Annotated in this window: 26 protein-coding genes; 10 read left to right on the top strand and 16 right to left on the bottom strand. The window is 70.0% G+C overall.

The window, feature by feature from the left end; genetic code table 11:
- The 3 genes from VGJ14_08295 to VGJ14_08305 form a co-directional block, all read right to left on the bottom strand.
- Positions 1–825 carry an ABC transporter permease gene (locus VGJ14_08295; GenBank protein ID HEY2832408.1) on the bottom strand — a complete coding sequence of 275 codons (825 nt, stop codon included), beginning with the start codon at positions 823–825 and terminating at the stop codon, positions 1–3.
- 97 nt (positions 826–922) lie between these two features.
- Entirely contained in the window at positions 923–2,017 is a 1,095-nt protein-coding gene (locus VGJ14_08300; protein ID HEY2832409.1) for a glycosyltransferase, read from the bottom strand.
- Positions 2,018–2,055: 38 nt separating this feature from the next.
- Positions 2,056–2,874 (bottom strand): CDP-alcohol phosphatidyltransferase family protein, encoded by an 819-nt coding sequence (locus VGJ14_08305; GenBank protein ID HEY2832410.1) that lies wholly within the window; start codon positions 2,872–2,874, stop codon positions 2,056–2,058.
- Positions 2,875–2,945: 71 nt separating this feature from the next.
- On the opposite strand from VGJ14_08305, the gene VGJ14_08310 reads away from it, so the two are divergent.
- Positions 2,946–3,650: an NTP transferase domain-containing protein gene (locus VGJ14_08310; GenBank protein HEY2832411.1), complete on the top strand. Its 705-nt coding sequence runs from the start codon at positions 2,946–2,948 to the stop codon at positions 3,648–3,650.
- Here VGJ14_08310 and VGJ14_08315 read toward each other — a convergent pair.
- Positions 3,634–4,647, bottom strand: coding sequence for a glycosyltransferase family 2 protein (locus tag VGJ14_08315; GenBank protein HEY2832412.1), 1,014 nt, complete (start codon positions 4,645–4,647; stop codon positions 3,634–3,636). The genes VGJ14_08310 and VGJ14_08315 overlap by 17 nt on opposite strands.
- Before the next feature lie 2 nt (positions 4,648–4,649).
- Positions 4,650–6,107, bottom strand: coding sequence for an LCP family protein (locus VGJ14_08320; protein HEY2832413.1), 1,458 nt, complete (start codon positions 6,105–6,107; stop codon positions 4,650–4,652).
- 178 nt (positions 6,108–6,285) lie between these two features.
- Here VGJ14_08320 and VGJ14_08325 point away from each other — a divergent pair, with 178 nt between their 5' ends.
- On the top strand, positions 6,286–7,605 hold the full coding sequence (locus VGJ14_08325) for a UDP-glucose/GDP-mannose dehydrogenase family protein (protein ID HEY2832414.1): 1,320 nt from the start codon (positions 6,286–6,288) through the stop codon (positions 7,603–7,605).
- A 17-nt stretch (positions 7,606–7,622) separates the two neighbouring features.
- On the opposite strand, the gene purE is transcribed toward VGJ14_08325, so the two are convergent.
- Positions 7,623–8,150 (bottom strand): 5-(carboxyamino)imidazole ribonucleotide mutase, encoded by a 528-nt coding sequence (gene purE, locus VGJ14_08330; protein ID HEY2832415.1) that lies wholly within the window; start codon positions 8,148–8,150, stop codon positions 7,623–7,625.
- Complete coding sequence (locus VGJ14_08335; protein ID HEY2832416.1) at positions 8,143–9,303, bottom strand: 5-(carboxyamino)imidazole ribonucleotide synthase; 1,161 nt, start codon at positions 9,301–9,303, stop codon at positions 8,143–8,145. The genes purE and VGJ14_08335 overlap by 8 nt, the downstream gene beginning before the upstream one ends.
- A 180-nt stretch (positions 9,304–9,483) precedes the next feature.
- On the opposite strand from VGJ14_08335, the gene VGJ14_08340 reads away from it, so the two are divergent.
- On the top strand, positions 9,484–9,987 hold the full coding sequence (locus VGJ14_08340) for a GtrA family protein (protein ID HEY2832417.1): 504 nt from the start codon (positions 9,484–9,486) through the stop codon (positions 9,985–9,987).
- Positions 9,988–9,993: 6 nt separating this feature from the next.
- Here VGJ14_08340 and VGJ14_08345 read toward each other — a convergent pair whose 3' ends face one another.
- From VGJ14_08345 to VGJ14_08355, 3 genes are read right to left on the bottom strand one after another with little or no spacing between them, the layout of a single operon-like run.
- Entirely contained in the window at positions 9,994–10,761 is a 768-nt protein-coding gene (locus VGJ14_08345) for an SDR family oxidoreductase (GenBank protein ID HEY2832418.1), read from the bottom strand.
- Between the two features lie 11 nt (positions 10,762–10,772).
- A complete protein-coding gene (locus VGJ14_08350; protein HEY2832419.1) occupies positions 10,773–11,372 on the bottom strand; it encodes a TIGR00730 family Rossman fold protein in 600 nt (199 codons plus the stop codon).
- A 21-nt stretch (positions 11,373–11,393) separates the two neighbouring features.
- Positions 11,394–12,239 (bottom strand): TIGR00730 family Rossman fold protein, encoded by an 846-nt coding sequence (locus VGJ14_08355; protein ID HEY2832420.1) that lies wholly within the window; start codon positions 12,237–12,239, stop codon positions 11,394–11,396.
- Positions 12,240–12,315: 76 nt separating this feature from the next.
- Between VGJ14_08355 and VGJ14_08360 the strand changes: the two genes are divergently transcribed.
- Positions 12,316–13,308: an LLM class flavin-dependent oxidoreductase gene (locus VGJ14_08360; protein ID HEY2832421.1), complete on the top strand. Its 993-nt coding sequence runs from the start codon at positions 12,316–12,318 to the stop codon at positions 13,306–13,308.
- Between the two features lie 3 nt (positions 13,309–13,311).
- Here VGJ14_08360 and dapE read toward each other — a convergent pair whose 3' ends face one another.
- A complete protein-coding gene (gene dapE, locus VGJ14_08365; GenBank protein ID HEY2832422.1) occupies positions 13,312–14,388 on the bottom strand; it encodes a succinyl-diaminopimelate desuccinylase in 1,077 nt (358 codons plus the stop codon).
- 40 nt (positions 14,389–14,428) lie between these two features.
- On the opposite strand from dapE, the gene dapD reads away from it, so the two are divergent.
- Positions 14,429–15,361, top strand: a complete 933-nt coding sequence (dapD, locus tag VGJ14_08370) for a 2,3,4,5-tetrahydropyridine-2,6-dicarboxylate N-succinyltransferase (protein ID HEY2832423.1) — start codon at positions 14,429–14,431, stop codon at positions 15,359–15,361.
- Here dapD and VGJ14_08375 read toward each other — a convergent pair.
- Positions 15,354–15,908, bottom strand: coding sequence for a DUF488 domain-containing protein (locus VGJ14_08375; protein ID HEY2832424.1), 555 nt, complete (start codon positions 15,906–15,908; stop codon positions 15,354–15,356). The two genes, dapD and VGJ14_08375, sit on opposite strands and share 8 nt — an antisense overlap.
- A gap of 89 nt (positions 15,909–15,997) precedes the next feature.
- On the opposite strand from VGJ14_08375, the gene VGJ14_08380 reads away from it, so the two are divergent.
- Complete coding sequence (locus tag VGJ14_08380) at positions 15,998–16,921, top strand: hypothetical protein (GenBank protein ID HEY2832425.1); 924 nt, start codon at positions 15,998–16,000, stop codon at positions 16,919–16,921.
- Positions 16,922–17,077: 156 nt separating this feature from the next.
- Here the strand turns inward: VGJ14_08380 and VGJ14_08385 are convergent, their stop codons facing one another.
- A complete protein-coding gene (locus VGJ14_08385; protein HEY2832426.1) occupies positions 17,078–17,944 on the bottom strand; it encodes a hypothetical protein in 867 nt (288 codons plus the stop codon).
- A 124-nt stretch (positions 17,945–18,068) separates the two neighbouring features.
- Between VGJ14_08385 and VGJ14_08390 the strand changes: the two genes are divergently transcribed.
- Both VGJ14_08390 and VGJ14_08395 read left to right on the top strand, forming a co-directional pair.
- Entirely contained in the window at positions 18,069–18,797 is a 729-nt protein-coding gene (locus VGJ14_08390) for a class F sortase (protein HEY2832427.1), read from the top strand.
- Positions 18,798–18,882: 85 nt separating this feature from the next.
- Positions 18,883–19,053, top strand: a complete 171-nt coding sequence (locus VGJ14_08395) for a hypothetical protein (protein HEY2832428.1) — start codon at positions 18,883–18,885, stop codon at positions 19,051–19,053.
- On the opposite strand, the gene dapC is transcribed toward VGJ14_08395, so the two are convergent.
- Both dapC and fdxA read right to left on the bottom strand, forming a co-directional pair.
- Positions 19,054–20,166: a succinyldiaminopimelate transaminase gene (gene dapC / locus VGJ14_08400; GenBank protein ID HEY2832429.1), complete on the bottom strand. Its 1,113-nt coding sequence runs from the start codon at positions 20,164–20,166 to the stop codon at positions 19,054–19,056.
- Positions 20,163–20,489, bottom strand: coding sequence for a ferredoxin (fdxA, locus tag VGJ14_08405; GenBank protein HEY2832430.1), 327 nt, complete (start codon positions 20,487–20,489; stop codon positions 20,163–20,165). Before fdxA ends, dapC begins: the two co-directional genes overlap by 4 nt.
- Positions 20,490–20,568: 79 nt before the next feature.
- Between fdxA and VGJ14_08410 the strand changes: the two genes are divergently transcribed.
- Together VGJ14_08410 and VGJ14_08415 are read left to right on the top strand one after the other, a co-directional pair.
- Positions 20,569–21,561, top strand: coding sequence for a GNAT family N-acetyltransferase (locus VGJ14_08410; protein HEY2832431.1), 993 nt, complete (start codon positions 20,569–20,571; stop codon positions 21,559–21,561).
- Positions 21,558–22,379 carry a transglutaminase-like domain-containing protein gene (locus tag VGJ14_08415; protein HEY2832432.1) on the top strand — a complete coding sequence of 274 codons (822 nt, stop codon included), beginning with the start codon at positions 21,558–21,560 and terminating at the stop codon, positions 22,377–22,379. The genes VGJ14_08410 and VGJ14_08415 overlap by 4 nt, the downstream gene beginning before the upstream one ends.
- Positions 22,380–22,386: 7 nt before the next feature.
- Here the strand turns inward: VGJ14_08415 and rocD are convergent.
- Positions 22,387–23,347 (bottom strand): ornithine--oxo-acid transaminase (gene rocD, locus VGJ14_08420; GenBank protein ID HEY2832433.1); only part of this gene is annotated, 961 nt, incomplete at its 5' end.

Consider the following 23,347-nt stretch of genomic DNA (forward strand, 5'->3'; position numbering starts at 1 on the left):
TCAGATCTCCTTCAGCACTTCGGGCTCGAGCCGGCGGAACACCACCAGGCCGATGGCCAGCAGAGCGAAGGAGACGATGGCGCCGCGCACCGCCACGTCGACGCCCGGCAGTTCGTTACGGAACACCGCCCCGCGGATCATGCTCAGCTCCGTGGTGAACGGGTTCCACAAATAGAACTGCCGAACGGGCTCGACGATGTGCTTGCTGTCCAGCACCTTCTCCGTGCCGTAGAGCACCGGGCACATGTAAAACAGGATGCGGACGATGATCCGCATCAGGCGCTCCAGGTCGGTGAACATCACGCACAGCGGCGCCAGGATGAAGGCGAACCCGAGCAGGGTCACCCACATCATGGCCATGGCCAGCGGCCACAAGAGGATGTACCAGTTCGCGCCCTTGTGCAGGGTCCACATGAAGATGAAGAGCACCGGAAGGCTGAGCAGGAACTCGACGAACTTCGAGCCCACGGTGCGCAGGATCCAAATCTCCCGCGGAACATCCACCGAACGGACCAATCGGGCCTCGCCGGCGATCGCCCGGGCGGACCCGGAGATCACCTGGGACGCCCACTGCCAGGGCAGCATGCCGAGCAACAGGAACACCAGATACGGCTGGTCGGTGGCGGTGCCGCGGGGGAAGATCCGGGTGAAGACGAACCAATAGACCATCGCCATGGTCAGCGGCTCGAGCACCGTCCACACGTAACCCAGCGTGGAATCGGAGTACTTGACCTTCAAGTCCCGGGAGATGAGCAGGTACAGAATGCGGCGCCGCTGGATCAGGGTCCGCGTGCGGGACCACGTCTCCGTGCGCGCCACGACCACCGAATCCAGCTCCCATCCAGAAGATCCCCGGCGCCCAGCGTAGGGCGCGACACGGGCACGTGCGTGCGACACCAGTGAGCTGACGGTGCGCCGTTGGTCACCGTCCGGCGACGTTCAGCCGCGAATAAACGTCCAACATCAACCCCGCATTGCGGTCCCAGGAGTACGCCTGGACCGCGTGGGCGCGGCCTGCGGCGCCCATGCGGGCGCGCAATGACGCGTCGGCGGCCAGTTCGGTCATCCGGGCGGCGATCGCCGTCGGGTCGCGGGGCGCCACCACGTATCCGGTGACGCCGTCCTGGACCACCTCGGGCAGCCCGCCGACGTCGGACACGATCACCGGGACCCCGCAGGCCTGGGCCTCCACCGCGGCCACCCCGAAACTCTCCGAGTCGCGCACCGAGGGCACCACGAACACGTCCATGCCCCGAATGGTGGCCGGCACCTCGGCATGTGGGATGCGTCCGGGAAAGCGCACCCGGTCGCTCACGCCGAGTTCCGCGGCCAGCCTCCGGTAGGCCTTCAATTGCGGCCCGCCACCGACGACCAACAGTTCGCCGTGCGCACCGATCTCGGCCGGTGCGTCGTCCAGGAACTGTCGGAAGGCCCGCAACAGCACGTCGATGCCGTACTTGGCGTCCATGGTCTTGACGATGCCGAACACGATGCGGTCATCCGGTGGGCGAGGGCCGGGTGCGAAGCGCACGGTGTCCACCCCGAACGGGGTCACCGACACGGCCTTGTCGGTGTACTTGTTGGCCTCCACGCGCATCACCTGACTGGTCGAGCACACCGCGTCCGCGCGGCGCAATGCGAACTCCACCATGCGTTTCTGCGCCGGACCCTGCTGCGGGAACTCGTAGATGTCGTTGCCCCACACGGACACCACATACGGATGCCGGTTGGCCAACGCACCGAGGAAGCCGTAGCTGGAGACGTAATGCGCGTGCACCAGATCGGGGTCGGCCTGCGCCAGCAGCGCACGCAACCGACGCACGGTCAGCAGGTAGGCGGACTTGTGATCGAAGGCCATCGGCAGGTACGCCTGGCGTACCCGCGACCACTTGTGGCCCTCGTGGTCGGTGTGCGCAGCCAGGCTTATCGCGTAGACGTCGATGCCGCGCCGGTCGTAGAAGTCCAACCACTTGTGGGTGTGCACATTGTCCGCGGGCGCCAACAGCGCGATGCGCATCCGGCGTTCGGACCGTTCGTCCCGTCCTGCCCGATGTTTCACTGTTCGATCTCCGGCGCGCGTAGCCGGTTGGACAACAGGATCGCGAGCAGGTGTCCGCCGGCCACAAAGGTCGCGATGGGCAGCATCGCGACGGTCAACGCCCTGGTGGCGTCGTGGTTGCCGGCGATTGCGTCGACGACGGCAATAACCATGGCCAGGAAGGAAAACTCCAGCGCCAGCAGCGCGCGGTGAATGGGAATCCAGCCGAAGATCGCCCGGGCCCCGCGCAGGCCCGCGGTGCGAATGGTCTGTTCGCCGTCCGCGGTGGGCGGCAGCTTGGCCAACGCCCGGGCGGTGTGCACCAGGTCGGTCTCCGCCTTCACGATCAGCGTGACGGTGGCGGTGGCGAAGCCGAGGGTGGCCCAGCCGTCCAGTGACCCCCAACCGCCGCCGGCCCGAATACCCAGTGCCGCGGTCAGTCCGGCCTCGGTGACGTAGTGGCCGATGCGGTCCAGGTACACCCCGCTGGCGCCGGTCTTGTCCCGCCACCGGGCCAACTCCCCGTCCGAGCAATCCAGGATCAACTGACACTGAATCAGCAGCACGGCCAGGATCGCGGTGGGCAGGCCCGGGATGGACAGCGATATCGCGGACAGGCCCCCGGCCACGATCATCGTCCAGGTGATGGCGTCCGGGGTGATGCGGGTGTTGACCAAGGCCCGGGTCAGGTGGATGGAGATCTTGCGGCCGTAGGCCAACCCGGCCCAGTGCTCGGCGTTGGCCCGGGACAGCACGGCCGGCGGCTGCGCCTTGGCCCGCAACTCGGCCAGCGACGGCCGGGGCCGGGTGCCGGGCGATCGGACATCGGAAGCCACACGGCCGTGTATATCAGCGCGCCCGGCTCAACGCGGCCCGCACGCACCGTCCCCGCGCGTACGATCGCCCGATGGCCCCAGCAGTACAGGTGGTGGTGCTCGCCGCGGGCTTCGGCTCCCGGCTGGGCATGCCGTTTCCCAAGCCTTTGACCCCGCTGGTGAGTGGCCGAACGATCATGGCCCGCCAGTTGGATGGCGTCCGCGCCGTGTTCGGTGCGGACGTGCCGGTCATCGTGGTGGTCGGCTTCAAGCTGGACCTGATCATGGAGGCGCACCCGGACGTCCTCTACGCCTACAACGAGCGCTACGACCAGACGAACACCGCGAAGAGCCTGCTGCGCGCGCTGCGCCTCGCCGGGCCCGGCGGCGTGCTCTGGTTGAACGGCGACGTGGTGTTCGACCCGGCGATTCTGCAGGCGGTGGCACCACAGATCGCGGCCGGCGAATCGTTCGTGTGCGTGAACACCGCGGCCGTGGGCGAGGAGGAGATCAAGTACACGGTGGACGGCGACGGCATGGTGCTGGGCCTGTCCAAGACGGTCCCGGACGGGCTTGGCGAGGCGATCGGCATCAACTTCGTCGGCCCCGCGGACAAGGACCTGCTGATTTCGCACCTGGACGCATGCGCGGACACCGACTACTTCGAGCGCGGTCTGGAGACGGCGATCGCGGCGGGCCTGCGGGTGCGCCCGGTGGACATCTCCCGGTTCTACGCGGTAGAGGTCGACTTCGTCGCCGACCTGCGCCGTGCCAACGAGGTCACTCGGGAGCGTTGAGCTCGGGTTCCGGAATCAGGTCCTTCGGACTGAGCAGGAAACCTGCGCCCCAGGCCATGTGCATGGTGGTGAGCACCACCGGCAGCCGCGCGGCGGCACCCGTGCCCAGGCCCTTGCGATTGGCGAGGGAACCCGCCAGCACCGCGGCCAGATACCCACCGGGCGCCAGCCACCCGATGCGCCTGCCGGACAACCCGAGGACGGTGCCCCCGAGCACAGCAAGCACCGCGGCGGGCGGGGCCAGGTACCGGGCGTTAGCGGTGCGCGGCGTCCGCCGGATCACCCCCCGACGCCACTGTCCGGTGCGGAAGAACTGCTTGGCCAACGAGGGCAGGTCCGGCCGCGGCCGGTAGGTGACCTGGATGCGCGGAGTGAACCACACGGTGCCGCCGGCCTCGCGGATGCGGTGGTTGAGCTCCCAGTCCTGCGCGCGGCGCAGCGACTCGTCGAAGCCGCCGACCCGGTGCAGCATCTCCCGGCGGAACACCCCCAGGTAGACGGTGTCCGCGGGGCCGGCCTCGCCGCCCACATGGAACCGGGCGGCGCCGATGCCCAACCGGCTGCGCATGGCCCTGGCCACCGCCTGCTCGAACGGGGTCACCCCCTCGGCGGCCATCACGCCGCCGACGTTGTCCGCGCCGGTTTCGGCGAGCACCTCGACCGCGATGCGCACGTAGTCCGGCGGCAGGATGGCGTGGCCGTCGACACGTACCACGATCTCGTGGGTACTCGCCGCGATGGCCGCGTTCAACCCGCGCGGGGTGGCCCCGGTCGGGTTCTGCACCGTGGTGATCCGCGGGTCGGCGTCGGCCAGTTCTTTGGCGATGACATCGGTGTCGTCGGTGGACGGACCCAGCGCGAGCACGATCTCCATCGGCCCGCGGTAATCCTGGGCCTGCACCGCGCCGACGGCGTGCCGCAGGTGCCGGCCCTCGTTGAGGATCGGCATGATCACCGCGACCCTCGGGAGGGTCGCGTCAGTGCAGTCGACGGCCATGCTCAGGAGTACTGGCAGCTGTCGTCGACCGACTCCGGGTCGCCCGGCGCCGCGGACACCGTCGGCTGCTTGGTCGGCTTGGGCTTCACCTTGGTCTTGGCCTTGGTGGGCTTGGCCTTCGCCTTGGCCGAGGCGGTCGGCGTCGCGGTCGGCACCGGCTGTGCCTCCGAGGCCGTGATCGCCTCCTGCACCTTCTGCCGGATGTAGTTGATGTCCGGGTTGGCCGGATCGATGACCTGGTTGGTGAATTGGACGCTGGTCACCTTGGTGTTCTTGGTCAGGTTGGCCACGTCGACCAGTCGGGATAGGGCGCCTGTCGTCAGGTCGGTGGTCAGCACCTTCTTGGCCGAGTGGGCCAGGCCGCTGTAGTTCTTCAGCACGGTCGCCGGGTTGGCCTCGCGCAGGATCGCGCCGAACACGCAGCGCTGCCGGGCCATCCGGTCATAGTCGGTGGTGGTCGCGCGGGATCGGGCGTACCACAGCGCGTGGTACCCGTCGAGGTGCTGCAGGCCGGGCTCGATCCAGCCCAGGATCGGGTTCGGTGCGCCACCCATGGTGTGCCCGCCACCGATCGGCAGCCGCTCGCCGACCCGCAGCGTGATGCCGCCCAGCGCGTCGATCACGCTCTGGAATCCCTGCAGGTTCACCAGCGCGTAGTAGTGCACCGGGATGCCGAGGGTCTGCGCCACCGCCTGTTCGACCGCGAGTGCGCCGGGGTCGGAGACGCCGGGGAACAGGTTCTTGTTCTCCGTCGCCCAGGTGTAGATGCCGAAGGCGAAGTCCGGGAATCCGTTCGGGAAGTGCTTGGCCATCGTGGTGCCCGGCGGGAACTGCACGTACTGCAGGTTGCGCGGCAACGAGAACAGCACGGTCTTGCCGGTGGCCACGTCGATGCTGGCCAACGAGATCGAGTCGGTGCGGATGCCGGTGCGGTCCAGGCCGCCGTCGCCACCGAGCAGCAGCACGTTCAGTCGGCCGTTGTAGAGCTGACCGAGGCCGCCCTGCACGAATACGTCCTTGATGACGTTGCGCTGCAGGTCCATCAGGTACGCGCCGTAGGCCATCGGCACCGTGATGCCGGCCATCAGGGTCAGCGACAGGCCTGCGGACACCAGACGGTGCGGACGGCGCAGTGTCGGTGGCCGCCCCAACCGCCACGCGTCCACGAACAGCGCCAGCCAGCACAGCGCGAGCACGGTGACGGCAACCTCGCCCAGAGTCAGCGCGGTGGTGTTCAGACCGAGCTTGATCACCCCGTTGCGCCCGATGATCAGAAAGCCGACCACGCACACCGCGGCACACAGCCCAAGCACCCGCAGCGCAGCCCGCCCGACGGTCTTCGACCCGCACATCACCTGCGCCGAGCCGGGCAGCACGAGGGTCATGCCCAGCAACGCCAGCGCCCGCCGGAACCGGACCAGCTCCGACTTACGGCGAAGGTCGGCCTTCGGGATGTGCACGGACAGCCTCCGACATCTCACCGACTCCCCCGGCCGGGGACAAGATGACCAGTATCAACACGCGACGGGTCGCCGTCCGGTACATCTGGGCGAGTCGCGCGCAGTGATCGTGTGAATACACCAGATGGTAGACGCCGGACATTAGCCTCAGCTTTGAGTGTGATGGGAAGGAGCGGTGGTGACGCTGCGGCTGACGGTGTTGGGCACCGGGTACCTCGGTGTGACGCACGCCGCATGCATGGCCGAGCTGGGTTTCGAGGTGCTCGGCATGGACGTCGATGCGGTGAAGATCGGCATGTTGTCCGCGGGTGAGGTGCCGTTCTTCGAGCCCGACCTGCAGCCGTTGGTGGCCAAGCACATCGAGGGCGGCCGGCTGCGCTTCACCACCTCCTACGCCGAGGTGGCTGCCTTCGGCGACGTGCATTTCACCTGTGTGGGCACCCCGCAGCGGCAGGGCGAGCTGGCCGCCGACCTGAGCCAGGTCAACTCGGTGATCGCCGGGTTGGCACCGCACCTGGACCGGGCCTGTCTGGTGGTCGGCAAATCCACCGTGCCGGTGGGCACCGCCGCGCGGCTGGCCGAGGAGTTGGCCCGCACCGCGCCCGCCCGGGTGGGTGCGGAGCTGGCCTGGAACCCGGAGTTCCTGCGCGAGGGCTTTGCAGTGGCCGACACGTTGCGCCCCGACCGCTTGGTGATCGGCGCGCGCACCGAGGCCGCGGTGGCCATGCTGCGCGAGGTGTACGCCGAGCAGATTTCCGCGGGGGTGCCGTTCCTGACCACCGACTACGCGACCGCGGAGTTGGTCAAGGTGGCCGCGAACGCGTTCCTGGCCACCAAGATCTCCTTCATCAACGCGATGGCCGAGGTGTGTGAGGCGGCGGGCGCCGACGTCAGCGCCCTGGCCGACGCGCTCGGCCACGACCCGCGCATCGGCCGGAAGTTCCTCAACGCCGGCCTGGGCTTCGGCGGTGGCTGCCTGCCCAAGGACATCCGTGCCTTCATGGCCCGGGCCGGGGAGCTCGGCGCCTCGGAGGCGCTGATGTTCCTGCGCGAGGTGGACGCGATCAACCTGCGCCGCCGTTCCCGCACCGTCGAACTGGCTCGCGAGATGTGTGGCGGGTCCGTGGTCGGCGAACACATCGCCATCTTGGGAGCGGCGTTCAAGCCGGACTCCGACGATGTGCGCGACTCGCCGGCACTGCACGTGGCCGGTGAACTACAACTGGCCGGCGCCCTGGTCACCGTTTACGACCCGAAGGCGATGCCGAACGCCCGGGACCGCTTCCCCACGCTGACCTACGCGGAGTCCGCGGTGGCCGCGTGCACCGGGGCGAACCTGGTGTTGCACCTGACCGAATGGCCGGAGTTCGCCGCGCTGGACCCGGCCGCGCTGGCCGAGGCGGTCAACCGGCCCTGTGTGCTGGACGCCCGCAACGCGCTGGACGCCACCGCCTGGCGGGCGGCCGGCTGGGCCTACCGCGGGTTCGGCCGCAACTAGCTGCTCGACCAGGACGGTCAACGCCGACGCAGCGCAGCCCCCTTGGCCCGGGCCCCGGCCTCGAGATCTTTCTGGAAGTCGCTCATCCGGTTGCGCAGGTCGGGATCCGCGGTGCCCAGAATGCGCACCGCGAGCAGGCCGGCGTTACGCGCGTTGCCGATCGCCACGGTGGCCACCGGTACCCCGGCGGGCATCTGCACGATGGACAGCAGCGAATCCAGGCCGTCCAGGTTCTTCAGCGGCACCGGCACCCCGATCACCGGCAACGGCGTCACCGCGGCCAGCATGCCGGGTAGGTGGGCGGCTCCGCCGGCACCGGCGATGATCACCTTCAGTCCGCGGCCGGCCGCCTTCGCGCCGTAGTCGAGCATGGCCTGCGGCATCCGGTGCGCGGAGACCACATCGACCTCGTGCGGCACATCGAACTCGCCCAACGCCTCGGCCGCCGCTTCCATCACCGACCAGTCGGAGTCCGAGCCCATCACGATGCCGACCAGCGGCTTCGGGCCGGACGGTGGCGCCGGCGGGGCGTCGGGCTCAGCCATCGGGGTCTCCTTCGTCCTCGCCAATCAGGCCTTCATATTCGTAAGTCAGAAAGGCCGCCGCGTGCCGGGCCCGGGCCAGCAGGTCCGCCGGGTCGTCCCCGGTGACCGTCACGTGGCCCACCTTGCGGCCGGGCACCACCTTTTTGCCGTAGTTGTGGATGCGTAGGCCGGGGTCGTGCGCCATGCAGTGCAGATAACCGGAATGCAAATCGGGGTGGGACCCACCGAGCACGTTGGCCATCACCGCGTGCGGGCTGCGCATCGAGGTGTCGCCCAGTGGCCAGTCCAGCACCGCGCGCAGGTGCTGCTCGAATTGGCTGGTGATCGCGCCGTCAATACTCCAGTGCCCGCTGTTGTGTGGCCGCATGGCGAGTTCGTTGACCAGCACGCCGTCCGGGGTGTCGAACAGCTCGACGGCCAGCAGCCCGACCACGTCGAGTTCCCCGGCCACCGCCAGCCCGATGCGCATCGCGTCCAACGCGTGCTCCTCGCTGATGGGCGCGGGCACGATCACCTCGCGGCAGATGCCGTCGCGCTGAACGGTCTGCTGCACCGGGTACACCGCGGCCTGCCCGTGCGGGCTGCGGGCCAACAGCACGGCGAGCTCGCGGCTGAAGTCGACCTTGGCCTCGGCCAGCAGCGGTCCGCGGGCGAGCCAGTCCGCGGCGTCCTCGGCGTCAAACACCAGCCGCACCCCGCGGCCGTCGTAGCCACCGCGCGGGGTCTTCACCATCACCGGCCAGCCGGCCCGGTCGCCGAACGCGGCGAGCTGTTCGGGATCGGCCACCAGCGCCCAAGGCGGAGTGGGGATGCCCGCCGCGGTCAACCGCTCACGCATCGCAGACTTGTCCTGGGCATAACGCAAGGCGTGCGGCCCCGGGCGAACCAGCACCCCCTCCGCCACCAGGGTGTCCAGGTGGGCCGTGGGCACGTGCTCGTGGTCGAAGGTGAGCACATCGCATTCGGCGGCGAACGCACGCAGGTCGTCCAGGTCGTCGTGATCACCCAGCGTGACCTCGGCGGCAACCTTGCCCGCGGAGGAGTCCTTCGACGAGGCCAGCACGCGTAGCCGGACATCCAACGCGATCGCGGCCTGGGCGGTCATCCGGGCGAGTTGACCGTCGCCGACCATGCCCACTACCGGCGCCGCCACGCGCACACGTTAACTGCCGGGTCACATCAGCCCCACGTCGGGTTGCCGTTCGATCACGACCGCGGGCCGGGTGCGAATTCACCGGGCACAGCCCGTTACATTTCTTCCTCGCGGGGGAGTACTGCATTTGTCATGGGAGCTCGGGGCCAGGTCCCGGGACGGCTGAGAGGGCTGCCACCGGTGAGTTACGCCCGACCTCTGGACCGCAGCTGGCTCGGCGGCCTCAATCGGGCCGTCCGCGAGCGGTTCGGTCATCTGCTGCACGAACTCGCGAAGTTCGGCGTGGTCGGCGCGGTGGCCTACCTGGTGGACCTGACCACGTTCAACGCGTTGCGCTCCGGCGCGCTGGAGAGCAAGCCGCTGACCGCCAAGGCGATCTCCACGGTGGTGGCCACCACGGTGGCCTACTTCGGCAACCGCCACTGGACCTTCCGCCACCGTGAGCGGCAGGGCATGCGCAAGGAGTACGCGCTGTTCTTCGGGTTCAACGCGGTCGGCTTGGCCATCGCCCTGTCCTGCCTCGGCACCTCGCACTACCTGCTCGACCTCACCTCGCCGCTGGCCGACAACATCTCCGCGAACGTCGTGGGCATGGCGTTGGGCACGATTTTCCGGTTCTGGGCCTACCGCCGCTTCGTGTTCCTGGAGACCGATGAGCCCGAGGCCACGACCGTCCTGGTCTGACCGCGCTCAGGACGTGGTGTAGATCCCGCCGTCCACCGGCAGGATCGCCCCGGTCACATAGGACGAGGCCCGGCCGGCCAAAAACACCGCCGCACCGGCCATGTCGTCGTCGACGCCGACGCGTCCCAGCGGTGACGCGGCGATGATCTGCTGCTCGTGGCTCTTCAGCGTCGCGTCCATCATCTTGCTGCGGAACGGGCCGGGGGCGATCGCGTTGACAGTGATGTGCCGGGGTCCGAGTTCGCGGGCCAGGACCCGGGTCAAGTGGTGCAGCGCGGCTTTGGAGGCCGAGTAGGAATACGTCGGCAATGCCGGAACCCGCAAACCGTCGATGCTGCCCACGTTGATCACCCGGGCGGGATTGTCCGCGCTGCCCGCAGCCTGCAGTTGCGGCAGCAGGGCGCGGGTGAGCAGGAACGGGGCCTTGACGTTCAGGCCGAGCACTTTGTCCCAGGCACTGGCCGGGAACTCCTCCAACGGCGCGCCCCAGTTGGCGCCCGCGTTGTTTACCAGGATGTGCAGACGTGGTTCCCGCGCGGCGATCTCGCCTGCCAACCGGGTGCATTCCTCCTCTCGGCCCAGGTCGGTGGCCAGGAACTGCACCTTGCCGAACTGCGACAGCTCGGCGACCGCCGCATCGCCCTGGTCCTGCTTGCGGGAGGTGAGCCACACCGTGGCGCCGGCCTGCAGCAGGCCGCGGGCAATCATCACCCCGATGCCGGACGTGCCGCCGGTGACCAGGGCGGTGCGGCCGGTCAGGTCGAACAGATCCATTGGCTGGCTCCTCAGGGCTCGGCGACCTCGATGATCTCCGCCTCGACGGGCTGGGCCACGACGGGCCGGGCCAACTCTGCCTCCACGGCGTCCAGGGCCTCGGCGACGGTGGTCGTCCACCGCAGCAGGTCGGCGGCCGCGGGGCGCATGAACCGCTGTTCGACCAGCACCCGGACCTGCTCACGCAGCGGCGCATAAAGACCGGCCGGGTCGAGCACCACCACCGGCTTGTCGTGCATGCCGAGCACCCGGGCCACCCAGATCTCCAGCAACTCCTCCAGCGTGCCGATGCCGCCGGGCAGCACCAGGAACGCATCCGAGCGCGCGTCCATCTCGCCCTTGCGGGTGCGCATGTCCGCGGTCACCAACAACTCATCCGCATCGGAGTCGGCCACCTCGCGGTCCGCCAGTGATTGCGGGATCACCCCGGTGGTGTGCGCACCGCCCGCCCGCGCCGCGCGGGCCAGCGCACCCATCGTGGAGATCGACCCGCCGCCGGACACCAACCGGTGCCCGCGGGTGGCCAGCTCCGCACCGACCGCGGCACCCAGTTCCACCCAGCGCGGCTCGATGGCCTCGCTGGACGCACAGAACACGCAGATGCTTGCCATTTACATCGACCTGACGAACCGTCAGCTATCGCGCAGGTCCGGCCGGACCATGCGCAGTTCGCCGGTCTGCGCGGCCATGTCGACGGCCAACGCATTCCCGGCGGCCCGCTCGTGGCCGCGGCGCTGCTGGTCCGCGTCGGCCATGATCTGCACGACCTCGTCCACGTCGTCGGTGATGTGCAGCAGGTCCATGTCGTCGGGTGAGATCTTGCCCGCCTGCACCATCCGGGTGCGCAGCCACTCGACCAGGGGACTCCAATATTCGACACCCATCAGCACGGTGGGGAACCGGGTGACCTTCTGCGTCTGCACCAACACCAGCGCCTCGAACAGCTCGTCGAGGGTGCCGAACCCGCCGGGCATGAACACGAAGCCCTGCGCGTACTTGACGAACATCGTCTTGCGCACGAAGAAGTAGCGGAAGTCGATGCCGATGTCGACGTAGTCGTTGAGGCCCTGCTCGAACGGCAGCTCGATGCCCAGCCCGATCGAGGTTCCCTCGGCCTCCACGCATCCACGGTTGGCCGCCTCCATCACGCCGGGGCCGCCGCCGGTGATCACCGCCCAGCCGGCCTTGGCCAGGCTGTACCCCAGCTGCCGGCTCAGCTCGTACTCGGGATGGTCGCGCGGGGTGCGCGCCGAGCCGAACACGGTGATCGCCCGGCCGATCTCGGCGAGCAGGCCGAAGCCCTCGACGAATTCCGCCTGGATACGCAGCACCCGCCACGGGTCGGTGTGCACCCAGTCGCTGGGACCGAGCCCGTCGAGCAGTCGCTGGTCGGTGGTGGACGTCTGCGCATACCGGCGGCGCAGGATGACGGGTCCACGGTGGTGCTCGGGGGTCCGCCCGGCGGGCTGCTCGGCCATGCGCGTGACGTTAGTACGCCCCGTCAGCCGGCCCGGTCCCGGCTCGCCCGCCCATCATGACAGCATCTGATCTGCCATGGATCTCCCGCTGTCGGTCCTCGATCTTGCGCCGGTGCCTACGGGGACCCCGGCTGCTGAGTGCGTGCGTCGCACGGTCGACCTGGCCCGGTTGGCCGACGAACTCGGATACGTGCGCTACTGGTTCGCCGAGCACCACAGCCTGCCCTCGGTGGCCAGCAGTTCCCCTGAGGTACTGATCGCACACGTGGCGGCGCACACCGAACGGATCCGGGTCGGCTCGGGCGGGATCATGCTGCCCAATCACGCCCCGCTGCGGGTGGCTGAGGCGTTCCACACCCTGGCCGCGCTCTACCCCGGCCGCATCGACCTGGGACTGGGCCGCGCGCCGGGGTCGGATCAGGTGGCCGGCAACGCCCTGCGCGCCTTCGACGGGACCGCCTTCTCCTCGTTGATGTCCGAGCTGATCGCGCTGTCCCGGGCGATGTTCCCGGCCGGGCACCCATTCGCGGAGCTGACGGTGATGCCGGTGGACGTGGCCAGTCCGCCGATGTGGATTCTCGGGTCCAGCGGGGCCAGCGCCGCCGCGGCCGGACGGGCCGGCCTTGGCTACGCCTTCGCCACCCACTTCACCCCGGACCCGCCGGGTCCGTCGATCGCGGCGTACAAGGAATCGTTCACCCCGAGCGCGGACTTTCCCGCACCGCACGCGATCCTCGCCGTCGCGGTGGTCTGCGCGGACACGCACGCCGAGGCCGAGCGGCTGGCCTCGACCATGGATCTGGCGTGGTTGCGCATCGAACGGGGCCTGTTCGAACCGTTGCCCAGCCCGGCGGAGGTCGACGCGCACGCCTTCACCGCCGCCGAGCGCGCCGCGATCGCCCGGCGTCGTCCGCTGGGGGTGATCGGGGATCCGGCGGGCGTGCGCGAGCAAGTGAGCAAGCGGCTGGCCGTATCGGGCGCGGACGAGCTCATGGTGGTGACCAACGTGTGGAGCCATGAGGCCCGGCTGCACTCCTACCGGTTGCTGGCCGAGGCCCTCAAAACATAGAACTCAGTAGCTGAGCCAACTGCGTAACCGCTCCTCGCACTCCCGGATCTCGCGCAGCTCCACGAACTCCCCCGCGGCGTGCGCCAGGCTCGGGTCGCCGGGGCCGTAGTTCACCGCCGGCACGCCCAATTCGGAGAACCGGGCGACATCGGTCCAGCCGTACTTCGGGGCCGGCGGTCGACCGGTAGCGGCCAGAAAGGCCGCGGCCGCGGGCCGGTTCAGGCCGGGCAGCGCACCGGGCGCGATGTCCAGGCAGGCGACGTCGAAGCCGTCGAACACCTCCCGCACGTGGTCCAGTGCCTGCTCCGGGGTTCGGTCCGGGGCGAATCGGTGATTGACCGTCACCACGCATTCGTCGGGAATCACGTTGCCCGCCACACCGCCGCGCACGAACACCGCGGACAGACCCTCGCGGTACTCCAGGGCGTCGACCACGGGGCGGCGGGGCTGGTAAGCCCGCAGCCGATCCAGAATTTCCCCGGCGCCGTGGATGGCGTTCTTCCCGCGCCAGGCCCGGGCGCTGTGGGCGCGCACGCCGCGCACCGTGACCTCGACCCGCAGCGTGCCCTGGCACCCGGCCTCCACCCCGGCGTTGGACGGCTCCATCAGCACCGCGAAGTCCGCGGCCAACCAATCCGGGTGGGCCCGGGCCAACCGACCGAGCCCGTTGAGCTCGGCGGCGACCTCCTCGTTGTCGTAGAAGACGTAGGTGACATCGCGGGCCGGGTCGGTCAGCGTCGCGGCCAACCGCAACGCCACCGCCACGCCGCCCTTCATGTCGCAGGCGCCCAGCCCGTACAGCCGGTCGGCCTCCACCCGGGCGGACAGGTTGCCGGCCGCGGGCACGGTGTCCAGGTGACCGGCGATGACCACCCGCTCGGGCTTGCCGCTTTGCGTGCGGGCCACCACCGCGTCGCCGTCCCGATCCACCGTCAGATGGGACAGGGAGCGCAACGCCTTCTCCACCGCGTCGGCCAACGGCCCCTCGGTGCCACTGATCGACGGGCGGGCCACCAGGTCGGCGGCCAACGCGGGCCCGTCCAACGACAGGTCCAGCGCGCTGCTCGGGTCGATCAACATGTGCCCACGGTAGTTGGGATGGGGCGGATACGGTGGGCGGGTGAGTGCGACGGGTGCGTGGGGCCACGGCGTGGCCACGGTGGTGGAGTCCGACGGCCGGGTGCTGGACGCCTGGTATCCCAGCCCGGCATTGGGCACGCCGGACGACGCGGCGCCACCGACAGTGCTGACCGCGTTGGTCGGCAAGGACGCCAAGCGTGGGGTGCGCACCGAGGTGGTGCGCACGGTGATCGGCTCGCTGGCAGATCCGCCGGTGGACGCCGCCGACGCCTACCTGCGCCTGCATCTGCTCTCCCACCGGCTGATCGCACCGCACGGGGCGAACCTGGACGGGATCTTCGGCTTGCTGTCCAACGTGGTGTGGACCGACCGCGGACCGTGCCCGGTGGAGGACTTCGAGCTGATCCGCGCGCGGCTGCGCGCCGACGGCCCGGTGCAGGTCTTCGGCGTGGACAAGTTCCCGCGGATGACCGACTACGTGGTGCCCACCGGCGTGCGCATCGCCGATGCGGATCGGGTGCGGTTGGGCGCCCACCTGGCCAGTGGCACCACGGTCATGCACGAGGGCTTCGTCAACTTCAACGCGGGCACGTTGGGCGCCTCGATGGTGGAGGGTCGCATCTCGGCCGGCGTGCTGGTGGACGACGGCTCGGACGTGGGCGGCGGGGCATCGATCATGGGCACGCTGTCCGGTGGTGGCAAGGAGGTCATCCGGGTCGGCACCGGTTGTCTGATCGGGGCCAACGCCGGGTTGGGCATCTCGTTGGGCAACGGGTGCGTGGTGGAGGCCGGTTGCTACATCACCGCGGGCACCAAGCTGAGCCTGCCGGACGGCAGCATCGTCAAGGCCCGCGAACTCTCCGGGCGGGACAACGTGTTGTTCCGGCGCAACAGCGTGACCGGCGCGGTGGAGGCCGTGGCCCGGGCGGGGGCCGACTGGGGCGGGCTGAACGCCGCCCTGCACGCTAACTGAACTCGGCGAGCAGTTCGTCGATGTCGCGTTCGACCTTGGTCCGGGTGTCCACCGGCTCCGCCGCGACGCTAACCGCGGGCTCGAGGAACTCGGCGAGCACCGCGTCGATATCCGCGGGCCGGTTCTCCGCCCGCCGCTCGATCTCCGCGAGCAGGGTGGCCCGATGAGAACGCTCGGCGTCGACCTCCATGGTCATGACCGCGACCAGGCGCCGTCGGGACACCGCGATCAGGTCGGTGAGAACCGCCAGCGCGGCGGGTTCGGCCAGCCGGGTGCGATACCGGGCTGCGGCCGCGGCCATCGCAGTCGCATCACCGTGGAATCCGGCCTGGTTCTGGTCGGGATTGCCCAGCACCTCGTAGTGCACGTAGTGAATGCCCACCGACCGCAGCGCCTCGGCCAACGAGTGCCGGCTGAAGCCGCGCCGGCTGCACCGCGGCACCTGCCGAGCGTCGAGCAGCACGTGCACGCCGTGGGCGCGCAGGCTCAGCACGAACTCCGTGACGGATCGATCCTCGTATCCGACCCCGATGACTCCCGTCGGCATTCCGCGGTTCTCCCGGTTCGGGCCCGGCCGCACCGGGCGCCCTGCTCAATGTCGTCCTTGCTGCACATTGTCACCGGCGGGGGACGGCCATGGCACTGACCCGGCCGGTGCGGCGGGCCGCGATCGTCTCACTGGGCATGCTGGTGCTCGCCGGTGCCGCGGCGGTGACCCTGCACATCCTTTCCGAACGGGTGGTGCTGCACGAGGCCTGCACCGCCACGGCCGGCGGCACCACCGTGCACGTCAGCCTGGAGCAGGCGGACAACGCCGCGACCATCTCCGCGGTGGCCGCGCGGCGCGCGCTGCCCGCTCGGGCGGCGACCATTGCTCTGGCCACCGCGTTGCAGGAGTCCAAGCTGCAGAACCTGGACCACGGTGATCGGGACTCCCTGGGTCTGTTCCAACAGCGCCCGTCGCAGGGGTGGGGCACCTCGGCGGAGGTCATGGACCCGGTGCATGCGGCCAACGCGTTCTTCGACGCACTGATCAAGATCGATGGCTACAAGACCATGGACATCGGCGAGGCCGCGCAGAAGGTACAACGCAGCGGCTACCCGCACGGCTACGACAAGCACGAACCGCGGGCCCGGGTGCTGGCCTCGACGCTGATGGGTTACTCGCCGTCCGCGTTCACCTGCGCCGAGCGGATCGGGTCGCTGGATCCGGAAACCCCGGGGCCCAGCGGGCACACCGCCCGCATGCAGCAGGCGATCGCCGCACTCGAGGCTGCGTTCGGTCCGTCGGTGGACGCCCGGATCAGCCCGCTGGTGTCGCCGCGCACGCTCGATGTGCGGTACCCAGAAACCGAGACCGATTCACGTCGGGCCGGATGGGCCGGCGCGCAATGGGCGGTGGCCCGGGCCAAAGCGCTCGGCCTGGCCAGTGTGGCCTTTGACGGCCGGGTGTGGACGGCGTCCAAATCGGCCCGTGGGTGGCAGCAGTACCGGGCGCCCAGTGGCTCGCAGGATCCGGCGGATCTGTTGAGGGATCAGGTGCGGATCATGGTCCGCTAGTGACAAATGTGAACGTAGAGGCGTGTGAAGGCTAACAAGATCTTTGCGGCCAGCATGATCAGCAAGAACCCGAGAGCGCATAGCATTTCGCCTCAATTGCGCTCGCCAACGGGAGACACTCATGTCCGATAATCCCGCCGACACCATGTCGGACGATCAACCAGGCCCGGACAACGACAGTCCGAACAACACAGCCTGGGTCATCGGCGCACTCGTGGCGATCGTGCTCCTCGCCGTTGTGCTGTCGCTGATCGGTCTGAAGTCCGGTAACGACTCGACCTCGTCAACCGCGGGAGCCGGAGCTCCGCCCGCGGGTGCGCCGCCCGCTGGTGCACCCCTGGTGTTGCCGACCACCACGGTTGCGCCCGCCACCGCCTCCGCCACGCCTGCTGCCTCGGTCAAGCCGAGCTCCGCCGCCACGTCCTCCTCGTCGTTGGCCACGGGTTCGAACTCCTCCGGGTCGTCCACGTCGACCTGCGTCACTCCGCCGCCGTGCACGCCACCGAAGTCGGGCAGCTCCGGCTCCTCCTCGTCGGGCAGCTCCGGCTCCTCCTCGTCGAGCAGCTCCGGGTCCTCCTCGTCGGGCAGCTCCGGCTCCTCCTCGTCGAGCAACAACGCGATGCCGGGCATGAACATGGCTCCGGGCAGCTCGATGTCCGCGGACATGCCCGGAATGACCACGCACACCGGCTCCAGCGCAGCCGCGACCGCGAAGCCCTCGGCAGCCGCCACCTCGTCGACCTCGACCTGCGTGACCCCGCCGCCGTGCACCCCGCCGAAGTCCAGCTCGGGTAGCTCGTCCTCGATGTCCTCCGCGGCGGGCTCCTCGAGCAGCAGCGAGTCCGACGAGTACAAGACCAGCAAGCCGACCAGTGCGGCCACCGCGCCGGCGACCCAGCCGTCCGCGGTGCCCAAGGGTGCCCCGGCCACCGGTGGCGGCGGCGCGGCGGTCTCGGACAACACCGCGCTCGCGGTGGGTGGTGCCGCTGCCGTGCTGGTCGCGTGTGCCGCCGGTGGGTTCATGCTCCGTCGCCGCCCGAACGCCTGATCCTCGCCCCTTCCGTTCGGCCGCCGATCTGTCAGTCTGACGTCCATGGCCGAACCTGACTGCGCACCGGCTGCGGCTCCGGCCAGGAAGTCCCGGTCGATGGACCGGACGACCTTCCTGGCCGTCGCCGTGGCCACGCTGTGCGCGCAGATCGGCGTGGCCGCGATGGTGATCGGGCTGGATTTCGGCAAACAATCTGCTCCGGTGCCGTCCATGGAGTCGGCGGTGACCCAGTCGGATCATGACTCCGACGATCCGTTGGATCTGACCGACTCGTTGTTCCCGTCGGTCCCGCAGACGCCCGTGGTCGCGCCCATGGCGCTCACCCTGGACCGCTCGGTGCCCGTGCACCTTTCCATCCCGCGGGTGGGCATCGAGACGAACCTGCTCAGCCTGGGACTGAACCCGGACGGCACCCTGCAACTGCCACCGGACGCCCCCAACTCCCCGGCCGGTTGGTACCAGAACCTGTCCAGTCCGGGCGAGGTCGGTCCCGCGGTGATCGTCGGACACCTGGACGCCCCCGACGCCCAGGCCGTGTTCTTCAACCTCGGTGCACTGCATCCGGGCGACCGCATCTGGGTCACTCGGGCCGATCGCAGCATCGCGGAGTTCACCGTGCGGGAGAGCGGCCTGTACCCGAAGGACTCGTTCCCCTCCGAGGCCGTCTACGGATCCAGCGCGGTGCCGGTGTTGCGGTTGATCACCTGCGGAGGGGCCTACTCCCCGTCCGGATACACCCAGAACGTGGTGGTTTTCGCCGCCCTGACCGGCATTGCCACCGAACCGGAACCGGACGCGTTGCAGGCCGCCGGCGGCGCGCCGTAGCCCGACCCACCCGCGGCGGTCAGCCTTTGCGATCATGCCGGCGTATCTGCCTGCGATCGGGCTCGGCGAGGTCTATGGTCGGCTCATGTCGGACTTGGAGCCGGATCCCGGCGGCAATACCGAGATGTTCCGCGCGTTCGTGGCCGGCGCCGAGCACTACGAGCCGCGGGCGGGTGCCAAGGGCCCGTTGCTGGTGGCCCTGGTGGCGCTGCTGATCGCGGTGGCCGCGTTCATCGTGATCGTCGCCCGGGGCTGATCATCCGGCGCGTAGCCGGGTGGCCGCCGCAGCGATGCGTTCGTCGGTCGCGGTGAGCGCCACCCGCACATGCCGCATGCCCGCGGCCCCGTAGAACTCCCCCGGCGCGACCAGAATCCCGTGGCCGGCGAAGCGCCGCACGGTTTCCCAGCAGTCCTCGTCGCGAGTGGCCCATAGGTACAACCCGGCCTCGGAGTGCTCGACCCGGTAGCCGGTTTCCGCCAGGGCGGCGCGCAACAGCCGGCGGCGTTCGGCGTAGCGCTCTCGCTGCACGCGCACGTGCTCGGTGTCGGTGAGCGCGGCGATCATCGCGGCCTGCACCGGCGCGGGCACCATCATCCCGGCGTGCTTGCGCACCTCGAGCAGGCCGGCGATCACCGCGGCGTCCCCGGCCAGGAATGCGGCGCGGTAGCCGGCCAGGTTCGACCGTTTGGACAGTGAGTGGACGGCCAGCAGGCCTTCGTGCGACCCACCGCACACGTCGGGGTGCAACACCGAAGTCGGCTCGACATCCCAGCCGAATTCGGCGTAGCACTCGTCGGAGACCAGCACCGCATCGTGCGTACGCGCCCAGTGCACCAAGGCCTTGAGTTGGTCCGGGCCGAGTACCCGGCCGGACGGGTTGGCCGGCGAGTTCACCCAGATCGCGCGGACCGGCCCGGCGGCCGCGGCCCGGTCCAGCTGCTCCGGGTCGTCCGCGGGCACCGGAATGGCGCCGGCGAGCCGGGCGCCGACGTCGTAGGTCGGATAGGCCAAGGCGGGATGGGCGACCACATCACCGGCGCCGATGCCGAGCAACGTGGGCAACCACGCCACCAGCTCCTTGGAGCCGATGGTGGGCAGCACCGCCGTGGGCGACAGGCCGGCAATCCCGAACCGACTCCTCAGAAATCCGGCGATGGTCTCCCGCAGCGCCGCGGTGCCGGAGGTCAGCGGGTAGCCGGGGGCATCGGCCGCGGCGGCCAGGGCCGCCCGCACCACGGCAGGCGCGGGGTCAACCGGGGTGCCGACAGAGAGGTCCACCAATCCGTCGGCACCGGCGGCGGCGATCGCGGCGTCCTTGACCGGACTCAGCCGGTCCCAGGGGAAATCAGGAAGGGATCCGCGGCTCACTCTTCGTGCTCTTGCGGCGGCAACGCCGCGACCGTGGCGTGGTCACGCTCGATCAGGCCGAGCTTGGCGGCGCCACCGGGCGAGCCGAGATCGTCGAAGAACTCCACGTTGGCCTTGTAGAAGTCCTTCCACTGGTCGGGCACATCGTCCTCGTAAAAGATGGCCTCGACCGGGCATACCGGCTCGCACGCGCCGCAGTCCACGCACTCGTCGGGGTGGATGTACAACATCCGCTCGCCCTCGTAGATGCAGTCGACCGGACATTCCTCGATGCAGGCCTTGTCCTTCAGATCGACGCAAGGCTGGGCGATCACGTACGTCACGGGTGGCTCCTCCTAGCGCTGCGAATCCCGACTTAGTATCACGGGCAGGTCAGTCCGTCACGACAACGGGGGGCGATGGTTGCCGACGGGATTCGCGCTGGTCGTGTCCATCTCGCCGCAGGATGTCGGGGCGCGCGTGTCGGTGCGGCGTCGGCTGGCGGACGGCACCATGTCCGATGCGGTGGGGATGCTGCTGCGCTGGGCGGACGGGACGCTCGCGGTGGCCCGCAAGGACGGCACGGTGACCGAGATCGCCCAGGACACGTTGCTGGCCGGGAAACGGGTGCCGCCGGCCCCGCTGCGGGCCGTCGGGAGACCCGAGCAGGTTCAGGCCCTGCAGTCGATCGCCGCCGCGGGCTGGCCGGCGGCGGAGACCGAGCAGCTCGCCGGGTGGCTGCTGCGGGCGTCGGCGGGCTGGACGCTGCGCGCTAACTCGGTGCTGCCGCTGGGTGATCCGGGCCTGCCGGTGGACCGGGCCATGGCCTTTGTCGATGCCTGGTACGCCCGCCGTGGGCTTGCGTCGGTGTACTCGGTGCCGAGCACGGCCACGGACGTGGACGAGGCGCTGGCCGCGCGCGGTTTCACCGTCGCGCGCGGCGCGGAGATCCTGGTGTTGACCGGCCCGGCCGTCGCGGTGCCCGAGCCGGCGGCGTTGGCCGGGTTGCCGCCCGCGCAACTGCTGCCCGCGCCGTCGCCGGGTTGGTTGGCGTGTTACCGCGCGCGCGGTGCGTCCATCCCGCCGGTCGGGTTGAGCGTGCTGACCGGACCGGAGCGGGTGACGTTCGCGCAGGTGGAGTGCGACGGCGAGGTGCTGGCCATCGGCCGGGCTACCGTGGCGGACGGCTGGGTGGGCCTGTCCGCATTGGAGACCGCCCCGGCCGCACGCCGGCGGGGATTGGCGCGCCATGTCGTGGGCGCGCTGGTCGCATATGGTCGAGAGCAGGGCGCCGGCAATGTCTTCCTGCAGGTGGCCAACGACAACAAGCCGGCGCTCACGCTCTACCGCGAGCTCGGTCTGACGCTGCATCACACGTATCACTACCGGGTGGCACCGGGGTCAGGGGCGACATGAGTGAGGTCCGGGAACGGTTCGCGGCTTCTGCCGCGGACCCGAACGGGCCGCTGGACCTGCCCTGTCTGTTGCTGGGCACCGAGGTCGAGCCCACCCTGGACATTGACGTGGCCCGGGCCAGGTTGGACTCACTGGCGCAGGTGGTGGGCGCCGGCCTGCCCGGCGAGGCAAATCCGGCCGCGATCGGCCGCCACCTGCGGGCCACGCTCGGTGGCGACGTCGGGTTCGCCGGGGCCACGTCGGACTACGACGAACTGCGTTCCTCGCTACTGCACGAGGTGCTGCGCTCCCGGCGCGGGCTGCCCATCCTGCTCTCGGTGGTGTGGTTGGAGGTGGCTCGCCGCATCGATGTCCCCGCCTACGGCATCGGGTTGCCGGGTCACTTCGTGGTCGGGATCGGCGACCCGGACCGGGCCACCGACCCGTCCCAGTTCGCATTGGTGGACCCGTTCGCGGGCGGCACACCGGTGACTTCCGCGGCGGTGTACCGGGCCGTCGGGCACGAGCCGACCGCACGCGACCTGCGGCCCTGGGACACCCCGCGCACGGTGTTGCGCATCCTCGCCAACATCCGCACCTGGGCCTCGCGCACCGATCGGGTGCGTACTCGACTGTGGGCGTTGGAGCTGTCGCTGCTGCTGCCCGGCTGCCCGGAGGCGCTGCGCCGTGAGCACGGCGAGACATTGGCCCGCACCGGCGAGTTCGCCGCCGCGGCCACGGCGCTGGAGGCTTTCGCGGAGCGGGTGGAGGCCGAGCACCCGTTGGTGGCCCGCTCGGCCCGTCAGGACGCGCGTACCGCCCGCTCCCGACTGAACTGAGAGAACGTCAGCCCCGCAGTGCCTCGGCCAGCCGATCCACGGCCCAGTCCACCTCGACCTCGTTGATGGTCAGCGGGGGGGCGAGGCGGATGGTGGAGCCGTGGGTGTCCTTGGCCAGCACCCCGCGCTCCATCAACCGCTCGCAGATCTCCCGGCCGGTGCCGACTACCGGGTCGATGTCGATGCCCGCCCATAGGCCCTGACCGCGCACGGCGGTGACGCCGAGCGGGGCCAACTCGGCCAGCCGGGCGTGCAACTGCGCGCCCCGGACCCGGGCTGCGGCCTGGAACTCCCCGGTGCTCAGCAGCCGCACCACCGCGCGACCCACCGCGCAGGCCAACGGGTTGCCGCCGAACGTGGAACCGTGTTGGCCGGGGCGCAGCACACCGAGCACGTCGGCGTCGGCGACCACGGCGGACACCGGCACAATGCCGCCGCCCAGCGCCTTGCCGAGCAGATACATGTCCGGCACGACATCGGAATGCTCGCAGGCGAACGTCGCGCCGGTGCGGCCGAGACCGGACTGGATCTCGTCGGCCACGAACAGCACGTTGTTCCGGGTGCAGGCCTCGCGCACCGCCTGCAGGTAGCCCGCGGGCGGCACGACAACGCCCGCCTCGCCCTGGATCGGCTCGAGCAGCACGGCCACCGTGGTGGCGTCGATGGCCGCCTCCAGCGCCGCGGCGTCGCCGTACGGGACGACCTTGAAGCCCGGGGTGAACGGGCCGAAGTCCTCGCGGGCGCCGGGGTCGGTGGAGAAGGAGACGATCGTGGTGGTGCGGCCGTGAAAGTTGTCCGCGGCCACAATGATGGTGGCCTGATCCGCCGGCACGCCCTTGACCGTGTAACCCCACTTGCGGGCCACCTTGATCGCGGTCTCGACCGCCTCGGCCCCGGTGTTCATCGGCAGCACGAGATCGGTGCCGCACAATTCGCTGAGCGAGCGGCAGAAGTCGGCGAACTGGTCG

Source organism: Sporichthyaceae bacterium (assembly GCA_036493475.1).
GTDB lineage: Bacteria > Actinomycetota > Actinomycetes > Sporichthyales > Sporichthyaceae > DASQPJ01.

Excerpts from the sequence above, each read along its gene's own strand:
- VGJ14_08375 (HEY2832424.1), bottom strand. The coding sequence starts at position 15,908 with ATGCCGACGGGAGTCATCGGGGTCGGATACGAGGATCGATCCGTCACG.
- VGJ14_08390 (HEY2832427.1), top strand. The coding sequence starts at position 18,069 with ATGGACCGGACGACCTTCCTGGCCGTCGCCGTGGCCACGCTGTGCGCG.
- VGJ14_08315 (HEY2832412.1), bottom strand. The coding sequence starts at position 4,647 with ATGGCCGTCGACTGCACTGACGCGACCCTCCCGAGGGTCGCGGTGATC.
- VGJ14_08415 (HEY2832432.1), top strand. The coding sequence starts at position 21,558 with ATGAGTGAGGTCCGGGAACGGTTCGCGGCTTCTGCCGCGGACCCGAAC.
- VGJ14_08355 (HEY2832420.1), bottom strand. The coding sequence starts at position 12,239 with ATGGCCGAGCAGCCCGCCGGGCGGACCCCCGAGCACCACCGTGGACCC.
- VGJ14_08380 (HEY2832425.1), top strand. The coding sequence starts at position 15,998 with ATGGCACTGACCCGGCCGGTGCGGCGGGCCGCGATCGTCTCACTGGGC.
- VGJ14_08345 (HEY2832418.1), bottom strand. The coding sequence starts at position 10,761 with ATGGATCTGTTCGACCTGACCGGCCGCACCGCCCTGGTCACCGGCGGC.
- VGJ14_08385 (HEY2832426.1), bottom strand. The coding sequence starts at position 17,944 with ATGAACCCACCGGCGGCACACGCGACCAGCACGGCAGCGGCACCACCC.
- VGJ14_08310 (HEY2832411.1), top strand. The coding sequence starts at position 2,946 with ATGGCCCCAGCAGTACAGGTGGTGGTGCTCGCCGCGGGCTTCGGCTCC.
- purE (HEY2832415.1), bottom strand. The coding sequence starts at position 8,150 with ATGGCTGAGCCCGACGCCCCGCCGGCGCCACCGTCCGGCCCGAAGCCG.
- dapE (HEY2832422.1), bottom strand. The coding sequence starts at position 14,388 with ATGTTGATCGACCCGAGCAGCGCGCTGGACCTGTCGTTGGACGGGCCC.
- VGJ14_08300 (HEY2832409.1), bottom strand. The coding sequence starts at position 2,017 with ATGCGCATCGCGCTGTTGGCGCCCGCGGACAATGTGCACACCCACAAG.
- VGJ14_08360 (HEY2832421.1), top strand. The coding sequence starts at position 12,316 with ATGGATCTCCCGCTGTCGGTCCTCGATCTTGCGCCGGTGCCTACGGGG.
- VGJ14_08350 (HEY2832419.1), bottom strand. The coding sequence starts at position 11,372 with ATGGCAAGCATCTGCGTGTTCTGTGCGTCCAGCGAGGCCATCGAGCCG.
- VGJ14_08395 (HEY2832428.1), top strand. The coding sequence starts at position 18,883 with ATGTCGGACTTGGAGCCGGATCCCGGCGGCAATACCGAGATGTTCCGC.